Source organism: Thermodesulfobacteriota bacterium, assembly GCA_039028315.1.
In the GTDB taxonomy this organism is placed as follows: Bacteria; Desulfobacterota_D; UBA1144; order Nemesobacterales; family UBA2774; genus CR02bin9.
Genome location: JBCCIH010000053.1, coordinates 1 through 12,096, shown reverse-complemented (window position 1 = coordinate 12,096; position 12,096 = coordinate 1). Strand labels below are relative to the sequence as shown.

The window sequence follows — 12,096 nt, the reverse complement described above, 5'->3', positions numbered from 1 at the left end:
TCCTGTTATATTTTCGTTTAAGGAGACGAGCCGAATGAGTACAGATTATAAAGAGAGCAAAGTAGACATAAGCGAGAAGGGCCGGGAAAAAGACGGTACCGTAATATCCTCTGATAGAAGGCTGTTTATGCAATTTATGGCTTTTGGCGACTGCTGGAATACAGACGAGCTCATAAAAGAACTAGAAGATACTAATATGGACCTTGTTCTGTATGCCGATATTAACGATCCTTACGGTATTGGCCTTTTAGCATTAAATGAGGATCCAGATTCTTTTGTAACTGAGCTAAGAGATTTTCTTCAGGACTCGGCATTTATGGAACTTACACCAAAACCAGAGTTCACAATGTTTGGCAGAACATACTCACTCGGATATGAGCCTGATTTAGACAAAACGCTTATAAGCGGACCTAAGGCAAAGGTTTTAAACCCTGAGCTTCCCTGGGCAATATGGTATCCGCTTAGAAGGGACAAAAATTTTGAAACTTTATCTGAAGATGAACAAAGAGCAGTTTTAGGTGAACATGGGAAATTGGGTTTTAAATTCGGGCACTCGGGCTTAGCAACCGACATCAGACTCGCCTGCCACGGGCTTGATAAGTACGACAACGATTTTGTTATAGGTGTATTGGGAAAGGAGCTTTTCCCTCTTTCAGCACTAATTCAGGCGATGCGAAAAACTAAGCAGACCTCTCAATATTTAGAAAGTTTAGGGCCGTTTTTTGTCGGCAAGGTGCTATGGCAGAGTAAGGTTTAGTTTTATGGATATTAATGTTCTTCAAAAAGACTTACTTCAAATGTGATCTTCCCGCCTTTTGTAAGCGCCATCCATGTTGGATTTACAGGATCCCAATCAGTGCTTTCCATACTGGCCTCATGGTCCTCTTTGCTCTCCCACTCTATGACTGAAACCATCTCATTCATTTCATCGCAGATAAACTGCCTTACCCCGACAAAACCCTTTTGCTTTTGCAGAATTCGAAGTGAGAGCTTTTTTATATCCAATAGCTCTTGTTTTATGTCATCATCATAAACACATCTGGTAATGGCAAACACGGACAATTACTTTTACCTCGGACTATAAAATATATCTGCTAAGGTCTCTGTCTTTCACAATGTCAGAGATCTTATCTTTTACATAGTTTGCGTCAATTACTATCTTTTCCTCTGTCATATCGGGAGCTTCAAATGAAATATCATCCAGCATTTTCTCCATGATTGTATGGAGTCTTCTAGCGCCGATATTCTCAGTTGATTCATTTACGCTCTGGGCAGTGTGAGCAATCTCGGCTATTGCGTCATCCGCAAAAACAAGCTCAATATTCTCAGTATTTAAGAGTTCCATATACTGCTTTATCAGAGCATTTTTAGGCTTTGTTAAAATGTTTACAAAATCATCTGTTGATAGAGGCTCAAGCTCAACCCTGATTGGGAATCTTCCCTGAAGCTCAGGAATTAAGTCAGATGGCTTTGATACGTGAAAGGCTCCTGCACCTACGAATAAGATATGATCGGTCTTGACCATACCGTGTTTCGTATTTACTGTGCAGCCCTCGATTATTGGAAGAAGGTCTCTTTGAACTCCTTCTCTAGAGACATCCGGCCCGGCTGAGCTCTCACGGCCCGCAACTTTGTCTATCTCATCAATAAAGATAATCCCTGACTGCTCAACTCGGTCTATCGCAAGTTTAACCACGTTATCCATGTCTATTAGCTTTTGGGCTTCTTCTTGTATCAAAATCTCCATCGCCTCAGGCACGTTTACTTTTCTCTGTTTCGTTTTCTTTGGGAAAAGGTTTCCTATCATATCAGAGATATTGATATCCATATCATCCATACCAGAGGGGGAGAAGACCTGTATCGGTAGGTTCTTGGATGTTACCTCTAAATCTACATATCTTTCATCAAGCTTTCCTTCACGTAGCAGTTTACGAAGCTTTTGTCTGGTATCGCTGCTGGAATCAACCTCTTGATTCTCGGGGTTAGCAGTTGGCGGCGGCAAGAGTAAATCGAGCATGCGCTCCTCTGCCATCTCCTCTGCTTTTACTCTAACAGAGGTTTTTTCCTCATCCGTTACCATCTTGATTGCGATATCAGTGATGTCTCTGATCATAGACTCAACGTCTCTTCCTACATAGCCGACTTCAGTAAACTTTGAAGCCTCGACTTTTAAAAACGGGGCCTGTGCCAGTTTAGCTAGCCTTCTTGCGATTTCTGTTTTACCAACTCCGGTTGGTCCGATCATAAGGATGTTCTTTGGTGCTATCTCATCCTTTAGATCAGGTGAAACACGCTGACGCCTCCAGCGGTTTCTAAGCGCTATAGATACAGCTCTTTTAGCTTTATCCTGTCCGATGATATATCTATCTAGCTCTGAAACTATCTCTCTGGGTGTAAAAAATATGTCTTTACTCATTAGAATCTAGTACCTCAATTGTTATATTGTCATTAGTGTATACACATATCTCAGATGCAATGTGCATCGATTGTTTAACCACCTCTTCTGCACTAAGGTCAGAAAATTTAGTCAGTGCTTTAGCTGCTGCCTGTGCGAAGGAACCACCAGAGCCGATAGCTATAACATTGTCATCCGGCTCAAGCACATCTCCGCTTCCGGAGATCAAGAACATTGACTCACTATCGGCCACTGCCAAAAGGGCTTCTAATCTTCTTAGGATTCTGTCTGTTCTCCAGTCTCTTGCAAGCTCAACAGATGCTCTGCTAAGATTGCCCCTAAACTCTTCTAATTTGGCTTCAAACTTATCAAACAGTGTCATTGCATCAGCTGTGGCGCCGGCAAAACCTACAACAACTTTATCGCTGTAAATTTTTCTTACCTTTTTTGCCGAATGCTTTATTGCAGTTTGGCCAAGGGTGACCTGACCGTCTCCCGCCATTGCGACTTGATTGTTCTTCTTAACACATACTATTGTTGTTCCGTGAAAATTTTCCATTTTGTGTCCTTTTATGCACGTGGGTGTGTTTTATCGTAAATCTCCATTAATTGCTCTATTGATGTGTGCGTATATCTCTGTGTAGTAGATAGACTTTTGTGCCCTAGCATCTCTTGAATTGCTCTAAGATCTGCTCCCCCGCCTAAAAGGTGAGTAGCAAACGTGTGCCTGAGCACATGTGGGCTTATATTCTTTGGTATCCCTGAAATAGCTGCATATTTTTTAATAATCCTGTCCACGCTTCTTGTTGTAAGTCTCCCACCCCTTGAATTAACAAAAAGGTGGTCATCTTTAGGTTTTAGATCGAGCCGTTGTCTAAGATAAGTCTCAAGAGCACTGCATGCTTTAGACCCGAGGGGGACAATGCGCTCTTTATTCCCTTTCCCAAGCACTTTAACACTCATAGCGTCCAAATCTAAATCTTGTAAATTAACCCCGACCAGCTCTGATACCCTTAAACCGCTTGAATAAAGTAGCTCTAGTATAGCTCTATCCCGAGACTCATAGGCGTTATCGCTCCCCGGAGTCTCAACCAGTTTAATCACTTCATCAACTGTTAGGAATGTGGGCAGCTTTTTCTCAGCTTTAGGCGTGGGCACTAATTTGGCCGAGTTTGATTTCATATGGCCGCCTCTTATAAGAAATTCAAAAAAGGTTCTTATTGATGCTAGTTTTCTTGAGATTGAGACTTTTTTGTTCTTGTTATAAAGCTTGCTTATATAAACCCTAATTGGCGCCTCATCTAAATTCTCAAAATCTATGTCGCCACTATCCGTGGTTAGGCTCATTTCAGAAAGCACTAAACCAAATTCTTTTATATCCGCTAAATATGCTTTTATAGTGTGTTTTGAGTAGTTTCTCTCTGAGCTCAGAAAGTCCTCAAAAACTCGAAGGTATTTGTCCATGGTTTCTCTTTAATATAAACACTGCTTTCTATCTTTCAATGCAGCAAAATATAAAAGTGGAACATGCGTTATAGTCCACTTATGTCGAAAATTTGGAAGGTAGCTACTAGATTATAAGGCGCTTCTTATTTCTGAGAGTATTCTTTTTCAAACACAGCTGAAACAGGGATTCTCTTTGCCCCAATGTAGCGCTTTTGATAGTACTTTTTATTCAGGCTTGTAATGGAGACTTTACGCGCACCTGATGATGCATGGATAAACTGTCCGTTACCCATGTAAATCCCAACATGTGAAGGGAACTTGGCATAGGTTGTAAAGAACACTAAGTCGCCAGTCTGTAGTTGACTTTTTGCGACTTTAGTTCCGGCGTGCCAGTAAATATCTCTTGCTGTTCTTGGTAGATCAATGTTGTATTTGCCGAAAATTTTCTTTACATAGGCTGAGCAGTCTATACCGTATTTAAGTGAGTTGCCGCCAAACTTGTAAGGCACTCCGAGGTACTGCACGGCAGTTTTTATGATGTCCTGCTTAATTTTCATATCGGCAGGAACTGTATTTGCTGAGCCGTTTGATTTATTTTGTGTTGAAGATTTTTTAGCAGTCTGAGTGGAAATTGGTTTGATTGAAGTTTTGCCCGGGATTACTAGTTTCATCCCTACGTATAGATCGTTCTTTTTAAGATTGTTTGCTTTTTTTAGCTCTGAAACACTAACACCGAACTGATTTGCTATCTTTCCTAGCGTATCACCAGTTACTACAGAGTACTTGGCACCGCTAGGTCTTGATGTTTTAGGTTTCGAAACCTTTTTTGCTGGTATAGGTTTGCTTACAGCAACTATATGGGTACCAGGGATTAAAAGAACATCCCCAACTTTTATCTTGTTGTTTTTAAGTGCGCTTGCATCTTTAATTTTTGCAACACTAACATCGTATTTATCTGCTATAACGCTAAGCGTATCGCCTCTTTTAACTATGTACTTTGTGTTTTTTGTGCGGGAAGTTTTTTGTTGAGTTGTCTTATTTGCTACTGCTTTATCTTTTTTAGCTACAGCAGGAACTTTCAAAACTTTACCGATAGAAAGATTGCTGTTTTTAAGGTTATTGGCTTTTTTAAGATCTGATACCGATGTCTTGTGTTTTGCCGCAATATGCCCTAGAGTGTCTCCACTCTTAACTTTATACTCGCTTGTGTATTTGGATTTTAGTTTTTTCTCGGCACGCTCAGACACTGTTAGCATCTTTTTATTTGGAGTCAGGTACAGCTCCTGGCCGATTTTCAGGTAATTGCTTTCTAGGTTGTTGTATTTTTTTAAATCGTTTTTTGAAAGGTTTAATCTGTTAGATATTTCATATATAGTATCGCCCTGATTTACAATATAGACGTTTGATACTGTCATGTTTGTATTGCCAGAGTCCCTCTTAGGATGTTTAACTTCTGGCGCAGTCTCTGAAGTGCTTTGTTTAACTTTTCTAACTTCTATAACATCTGAAGAATTTGGTATAACGAGCTTTTGCCCGATTTGAAGGTTGTTGTTTTTAAGATTGTTTGCCTTTTTTAGCACGGCAGTTTTTACTTTATGTGCCTCAGCAATATGTCCTAATGTGTCCCCGCTTTTAACGGTGTAAGTGCCTGTAGTTATTTCTGTTTTGGCTGGACTAGCGGGCTGGGCCTTTTCAGGCGCAACTGCTTTTTTAGCTACTACTTCATTTGAATTGTTTTTACTAGACGGAATTAAAAGAGTTTGACCAATACTTAGTTTGTCGTTTTTTAAATTGTTTGCTGCTCTTAAATCTTTTGTTCTTACGCCGAGCTTCTCAGCGATTTGACTTAGTGTGTCCCCACTTTTTACTACATATTTATTATTGCCATCTTTATTTGAATTCGGAATAAGTAATTCATCACCAATATTTAAGTTAACACTATCAAGCTTGTTAAATTTTTTTATATCTTCTACCGATACTCCATACTTCCTAGATAGATCGTAAAGATTGTCCCCCTTTTTGACAACATATGTGGTAGTTGCAAAGGCTATTGTTGGAAGAAGAAGTGCAATCAATAAAAGAAGAGAACGCCTCAGTACCATACCTATACCTCCTACGAGAAATTATAATTCACCCAACCCAAAAATTACCGGTTTCCCAGACCAGCATCTCTTGTCTTTATATTGATTTAAATTGTCAAAGAACTATTAGTTTTATGAAAAACTAATTCGGTGAATTATACACCATTTTATTCAACAATGTAAAGGCTTTCGAATAATTATAACTAATGTTTTTGTATAGGAGTATTGCTTAGGAGCCAATCTTCAAGAGGCAGTCCATCAAAATGCAATATGTTTATGAGCCTATCTTCATCTCGCTCCCTAATAAGTACCTGCTTAACCAATTGTGATGCGATTAGCTCGATATCTTTTTCCTGATAACCATTTACATCTATTAGCTCTGAAAGCCTGAGTGTAATTATTCCAGTCTTTAATTTGCTGAAATCCTGGTTAGCTGAATGCTCAATATTAAATGTGACATCAGCGCTATCAGTGTCCGAATCAAGCTCATAAATTCCTGTGATTCTTATATAATCTATCTTAGAGGATCTCAATTTTATCCTTTGTGCCAGAGTCTAAATACAAAAACTCTTCGCCAAACTCCCAGTTTTGGGTCATGATTTGGATTTGGCCATTATCGTTTAAATCTCTTAGAGTTTGCACAACATCGATTTTCGTTCTGTCATAATCCAGATCAGGGTGTAGCTGTATTATCTTCTCTGTGATTTTTGAAGTGTTTGAGTTTCCTTGTCCTGCCTGTGTTTTTAGAAATTCCAATATTTCCTGAGCTAAATTATCCATGCACTTCTCCATAGTTTATGTTTTAGGAATATAATATATCATTTAGCCGCCTAAACCCAAGCAAAGAGTTTTATTAGTTCCCTTTTGTAGGAAGAGCATTGCAGTCATACTCATCTCCCATCCACTTAAGAGGTATCATCTGACCTGCTATCTCTCCAGGCTGATTCAGACAGGTGTGGAAATTTACATATAAATTTCCGCAGGCGATTATCTGCACTTGCTCCTCTACACTCAAAGACTTACAAGACGTATCATCAGCCGGGCAATTATAATCTTTTAAGTTGTACTTGCCCTGCATAACACCCTTTGGTGAATCTAAGCACTCTTTACCAATTAGTGCGCCGTCAGAGTAGCCTATAGGTGAAGTTGGTGGAGGCATGCCGCAAATTGTTTGAAGTATTGGGCCATTAACTCCTGGGGCTCCGTGGTGAAAATGTGCCATGATCGGACCTCCGCTTAGGCCGCTATATACTATTTTATAAGTGAGTTCTTTTTTCTCAGGATCAAGTACGAAGTTTCCCTCTGCTTTTGCATCCGCTAGGTCTGATGCAGTCTGCTTATCTACTGAGCACTGGGGGAAGAATGATTCCAATGGGCCCTTGGTAGGCTCATAATTTAGCGCAGCTCTTGCCTGCGAAGGGCTTAGCTCGGCACTGAGCGGTATGGTCTGTGCCGCCGCATAATTCACACTAAATACTAAAGCTAAAATAAACACAGAAAATAGTTGAGTTTTCAAGATACCCTCCTTAATATTTAGTCTACCAACTACATAGTAACACAAAGCCCTGCCATTTACACATAGGGTCATTTATGCCAAAATATCATGAAGCATGACACAGAAATGCGCCAGATAGAGATTAATGAAACTACTAATATATACTCACGAATTTCCGCCTTTTCTGGGCGGATTAGCTACCACAAGCCATAAGTTAGCAAACGGAATAGGGGCTACTGATATAGATGTAGTCGTGCTTGCACCAGGCTATGGTCCAGAGGATCAAAGTGTTGATGAAAAACTCCCATGTAAGGTTATAAGAGCTCCTATGATAAGCAAAAAATGGATAAAGGTAATTCCATTTGCTGAGATAGCCTATGGACAAAGGTATTTGTCTAATGCAATACGCGAAGAAAAACCTGACGCTGTGCTATTCATTACAGAAGAGGCTGAGGCTGCGGGCGGGAATCTGAATCGGTACGACTTTAGCCCAATTGTTAGGATCGCTGGCTCGGGGATAACAACTTGTTTTTACGGCAACAAATTTTTTAAAAAAGTAATGCGCCGTCCTATGAAAAAGCTCTATGATAATGCATCAAAAATTATTGCTGTGAGTCATAATACTAAGGAGCTTGTCGAGAGCGTAGGTGTGCCCAGTGATAAAATAGAAGTAGTCTATAATGGAGTTGAGAATTATCTTCTTTCTTCCGAGCCTGACCAAGGGCAAATAAACTCGCTTAGAAACAGCTACGGTATCAGTAGTAATGACAAAGTTCTTTTAACTGTGGCCAGGGTGCTGCCTAGAAAGGGGCAGGATATGGTAATCAGATCACTCCCAGAGGTTCTTAAGCAATTTCCAAACTTAAAATACTTGATTGTAGGCGACGGCAGATATAGACAAAAATTCTCTGAACTGGCACAGGAGCTGGCAGTTTCAGAAAATGTAATATTTACGGGCGGAGTTGCCCATGAAGAGGTAATAAGCTTCATTGATATGTGCGATATTTTTGTTATGCCTAACCGCTATTGGAACAATAAGATAGAGGGACTGCCCAATGCACTAATCGAGGCGAGCGCCAGGAAAAAACCACTTATAGCCGGCAATCATGGCGGCTCAGTTGAAGCTGTAAAGGATGGGGAGACTGGGTTTTTAGTAGATCCTGAGAGTCCTGAGGATCTAGCATCTGCAATTAATAAAATTCTAGGTGACGAGAAGCTGGCAATTGGAATGGGTGCGGCAGGAAAGGAGAATGTACTAAAAAACCACACTGAAGACGGAATGATAAAAAACTATATAGATGTAATTAGACGTTCACTATGAGCAATAAAGAGAACATTCAAAAAAGACTATATTTAAATGCCTCCTGGCTCTTTGGCGGAAAAACGGCCTCTGGCATTTTCACGGCAATTCAAACCATTGTGGTGGCAAGACTCCTTGGAGTGTCAGACTATGGTCTTCTTACACTAGTAATCGCATATATCTCTATTTTAAACATGTTCTTTGACTTAAAAGTATGGGAGACGGCAACTAAATACATAGGTACATATCTTGAGCAGGGGGAGATGGACAAAACCCGCTCAATGATAAAGCTCTCATACCTTTTAGATATAGGAAGCGGCATCATAGCATTTATAATCGCCATTCTAAGCGCAAAGCTTATAAGCCAGTATGTAATACACTCCCCTGATGCTTACGTGCTGATATGGATATTCTCAATAAGCCTTTTTATAGACACCGCAAATTCTACGTCTGATGCGATACTAAGAGTCTTCGACAGGTTTAAAACCATCGCATTCATAAATTCGTTTCAAAAGTTCTTCAGATTGCTAATCGTGGTTGGAGCGCTTTATGCCGGGCTTGGTATCAAAGGGGTGCTATACGGATTTATTATTGCCAGCTTTGTTGGATTTGCCCTAAGGATGTGGGCGGTAGTTAAAACTCTTAACGAGAATAACCTTGGTAATTGGCTGGACGCGAAGATTTCACTTGTCAAAGACGAGTGGAAGGGGATCGCCTGGTTTTTGGGGAACACTAGTTTTATAGCGACACTTAAAACAGGAAATGAGAAATATCTTGGCGTAATGATACTTGGTTTTTTTGCAGGCAAAGATGCTGTAGCTTTCTATAAAATAGCAAGTTCAGTTGCTTCTATTATTAATAAGGTGACAGACCCTCTTTATGAAGCCATCTACCCAGAACTCGTAAAATTCACTACTTCTAATGCAATTAAAGATTTTAAGAAAATGATTAAAAGCTCTACTAAAGCGCTTGTTCTTATAATCATTCCGGCGGCTGTAATAATGATTGTTTTTGCAGAGCCGATTATTAAAATCGTCTTTGGAAATGAATATCTGCCTGCTACCAATGCGCTCAGAATCCTGGCTGCAGCAGTCTTGATACTAAAACTTACTTTCTGGATTAACCCGGCTCTTCTATCATTAAACCGCCCGGGGCTCAGAACCATACTAGGTTTAATATCGACCGCGTTTTATCTGGTTTTAATGCTGGTTCTCTCGCCTCCTTATTCGTATATTGGCGCCGCTTTTGCTTTTCTGGGCTATGCGATTCTTCGGTCCGGCCTTTCATTTAAATTCTTCAGTGACGCCCTTAGGGATAATAAAATTAAGAGCGACACACCGGCGTCCTAGTGAGAATTTCTTTGTAACTTACCAACTCATGAGATATATTTTCCCACAGTAGAGCTTAGTAAATTAGACAGTGATAAGAGGCATAATTGTTAATCTCAAGATCTAAGAAATTCTTGTTTATTCATATTCAAAAAACAGCCGGGAGAAGTTTTGAGGCCGTCCTAAAAGAGCACATTCCTGACCTAGAGAGCTACAGGGGCACACATGACCACGCTCTTTGGGCAAAGGATGAATTGGGTGATGAATGGTCAGATTACTACAAAGTTGCATTCGTAAGAAACCCTTGGGACCGCCTAGTTTCCTGGTACACAATGATTAGGGAAAAAGGGACCATGACTCTATATAAAAAGGTCTTTGGCGCCAGAAGATATAACGATCTAACTCAGTATGTGCTGGCAAATGCAGATAGTTTTGAAGATTTTCTTTATAAATGCAGAGATACAATTGACGACATTGACGGGCGTAAAAGTATTTTATATAACCAGCTCGACTATGTTTCAGATGAAAAAGGCGATCTTCTAGTGGATTTTGTCGGCCGCTTTGAAGATTTAGCAAATGACTCCCAGGTAGTATTTGACGGACTTGGTCTTGAAAACGTGAGCCTTCCGCATAAAAACAGCTCAAAACATAAAAACTACAGAACATACTACACAGACGAAACCAAAGAAGAAGTCTCAAAAATGTATTCTAAAGATATCAGCTACTTTGGATATGAGTTTTAAACATTTAGGCAGCCACAAATGAACCCACTATCAGCATTTAAAGTTGCATACCGCGCAATCGCATCCAATAAAGTGCGCTCCATTCTAACAACACTTGGAATCATCATAGGTGTTGCGGCAGTAATCTCCCTTGTTGCAGTTACTCAGGGGGCTGAGAAGATGATAGAGGATCAGCTCACCAGTCTTGGCGGAAGCTCCTTTCTTGTGAAAACTGGAAAAAGGGGCGTAGGCTCAGGGTCTCAGCAAAAGGTTTATATACTAACCCCTGAGGATGCCGAGGCTATAGAGGAGCTGGACATGGTGACTCACGTATCACCTTTAATCGATTTGGGTCAGCAGATTATTTACGGAAATCAGGACTGGTTTACACTTGTCATTGGAGTAGGGCCGGATTTTGTAAATATTAACGACTGGTACACCGATAGAGGAAACTTTTTTAATAACCAAGATGTAGAAAATAGAGCTAGAGTTGTAGTGCTCGGCAAAACAGTGGCAGATAATCTGTTTGGCTCACAAAATCCTATTGGCCAATCCCTTAGGATTAATAAAAACACATTCACAGTAATAGGGGTTATGAGCTCACTCGGACAAACCTCAGGAGGCAGAGACCAAGATGACGTAGTGTTAATCCCTTACTCCACTTTTCAGAGATATATAAGGGCTATCAATCAGGTAGAGAGCATCTCTGTTTCTGTAAAGTCCTCTGAAGATATCCCGGTTGCAGAGAGTCAGATAATAAGCCTCCTCAGAGAGCGTCATAGATACAGGCCTGATCAAAAGGACGAGTTTTATATAAAAAGTCAACTTAGCATTATTAATAGAATTTTTGCAATCTCAAGGATCATGACAATCCTTCTTGCCAGCGTTGCATCAATTTCTTTGATTGTGGGCGGTATAGGGATTATGAATATCATGCTTGTATCTGTTGGTGAGAGAACAAGAGAGATTGGAATACGTATGGCCGTCGGTGCTAAACAAAGAGATATTTTAATTCAATTTCTGATTGAGTCTGTGCTCTTATCTCTTGCTGGTGGTGTGATTGGGGTGATACTAGGAATACTGGGTTCAAAAGTTGCCTCTTCCTTTACAAACTGGCCTGTGGTCATTTCCTTTGGCGCTATGATTCTTGCTTTCTCAGTTGCCGCGGTAATTGGAATCTTCTTTGGAATCTACCCTGCGCGCAAAGCATCTCAGCTAGATCCTATTGAGGCACTCAGATATGAATAAGTATCTAAAAAATTTCCTGCTTGCTATTTTCACTATAGTGATTGCGCTTGTAGCGGTCGAATTTTTATCAAGACTCTTTTT

At 40.2% G+C, this 12,096-nt stretch carries 13 protein-coding genes; 5 read left to right on the top strand and 8 right to left on the bottom strand.

What is annotated here, in order from left to right; all coding sequences use genetic code 11:
• A partial coding sequence (locus AAF462_04850) for a chlorite dismutase family protein (GenBank protein ID MEM7008445.1) occupies window positions 1-757 on the top strand: 757 nt, incomplete at its 5' end.
• An 11-nt stretch (window positions 758-768) separates the two neighbouring features.
• Here the strand turns inward: AAF462_04850 and AAF462_04845 are convergent.
• From AAF462_04845 to AAF462_04810, 8 genes are all read right to left on the bottom strand, one after another.
• Window positions 769-1,062 (bottom strand): hypothetical protein, encoded by a 294-nt coding sequence (locus AAF462_04845; protein ID MEM7008444.1) that lies wholly within the window; start codon window positions 1,060-1,062, stop codon window positions 769-771.
• Window positions 1,063-1,078: 16 nt separating this feature from the next.
• Complete coding sequence (gene hslU / locus AAF462_04840; GenBank protein MEM7008443.1) at window positions 1,079-2,416, bottom strand: ATP-dependent protease ATPase subunit HslU; 1,338 nt, start codon at window positions 2,414-2,416, stop codon at window positions 1,079-1,081.
• A complete protein-coding gene (gene hslV / locus AAF462_04835) occupies window positions 2,409-2,954 on the bottom strand; it encodes an ATP-dependent protease subunit HslV (protein MEM7008442.1) in 546 nt (181 codons plus the stop codon). The genes hslU and hslV overlap by 8 nt, the downstream gene beginning before the upstream one ends.
• A gap of 11 nt (window positions 2,955-2,965) precedes the next feature.
• The gene (gene xerC / locus AAF462_04830) at window positions 2,966-3,859 is read right to left on the bottom strand and encodes a tyrosine recombinase XerC (GenBank protein ID MEM7008441.1); all 894 of its coding nucleotides are present in this window, start codon (window positions 3,857-3,859) and stop codon (window positions 2,966-2,968) included.
• A 125-nt stretch (window positions 3,860-3,984) separates the two neighbouring features.
• On the bottom strand, window positions 3,985-5,943 hold the full coding sequence (locus tag AAF462_04825; GenBank protein MEM7008440.1) for a LysM peptidoglycan-binding domain-containing protein: 1,959 nt from the start codon (window positions 5,941-5,943) through the stop codon (window positions 3,985-3,987).
• A 182-nt stretch (window positions 5,944-6,125) separates the two neighbouring features.
• Window positions 6,126-6,455: a hypothetical protein gene (locus tag AAF462_04820; GenBank protein MEM7008439.1), complete on the bottom strand. Its 330-nt coding sequence runs from the start codon at window positions 6,453-6,455 to the stop codon at window positions 6,126-6,128.
• Window positions 6,442-6,702, bottom strand: coding sequence for a hypothetical protein (locus tag AAF462_04815; protein ID MEM7008438.1), 261 nt, complete (start codon window positions 6,700-6,702; stop codon window positions 6,442-6,444). Before AAF462_04815 ends, AAF462_04820 begins: the two co-directional genes overlap by 14 nt.
• A 73-nt stretch (window positions 6,703-6,775) precedes the next feature.
• On the bottom strand, window positions 6,776-7,438 hold the full coding sequence (locus tag AAF462_04810; protein ID MEM7008437.1) for a CHRD domain-containing protein: 663 nt from the start codon (window positions 7,436-7,438) through the stop codon (window positions 6,776-6,778).
• 124 nt (window positions 7,439-7,562) lie between these two features.
• Here AAF462_04810 and AAF462_04805 point away from each other — a divergent pair, with 124 nt between their 5' ends.
• The 4 genes from AAF462_04805 (at window position 7,563) to AAF462_04790 (ending at window position 12,015) form a co-directional block, all read left to right on the top strand.
• Window positions 7,563-8,738, top strand: a complete 1,176-nt coding sequence (locus tag AAF462_04805; GenBank protein MEM7008436.1) for a glycosyltransferase family 4 protein — start codon at window positions 7,563-7,565, stop codon at window positions 8,736-8,738.
• Window positions 8,735-10,066: a flippase gene (locus AAF462_04800; protein MEM7008435.1), complete on the top strand. Its 1,332-nt coding sequence runs from the start codon at window positions 8,735-8,737 to the stop codon at window positions 10,064-10,066. The genes AAF462_04805 and AAF462_04800 overlap by 4 nt, the downstream gene beginning before the upstream one ends.
• 86 nt (window positions 10,067-10,152) lie before the next feature.
• On the top strand, window positions 10,153-10,788 hold the full coding sequence (locus tag AAF462_04795) for a sulfotransferase family 2 domain-containing protein (GenBank protein ID MEM7008434.1): 636 nt from the start codon (window positions 10,153-10,155) through the stop codon (window positions 10,786-10,788).
• A gap of 18 nt (window positions 10,789-10,806) precedes the next feature.
• Window positions 10,807-12,015, top strand: a complete 1,209-nt coding sequence (locus AAF462_04790) for an ABC transporter permease (GenBank protein MEM7008433.1) — start codon at window positions 10,807-10,809, stop codon at window positions 12,013-12,015.
• The last annotated feature ends 81 nt before the right edge of the window (window positions 12,016-12,096 follow it).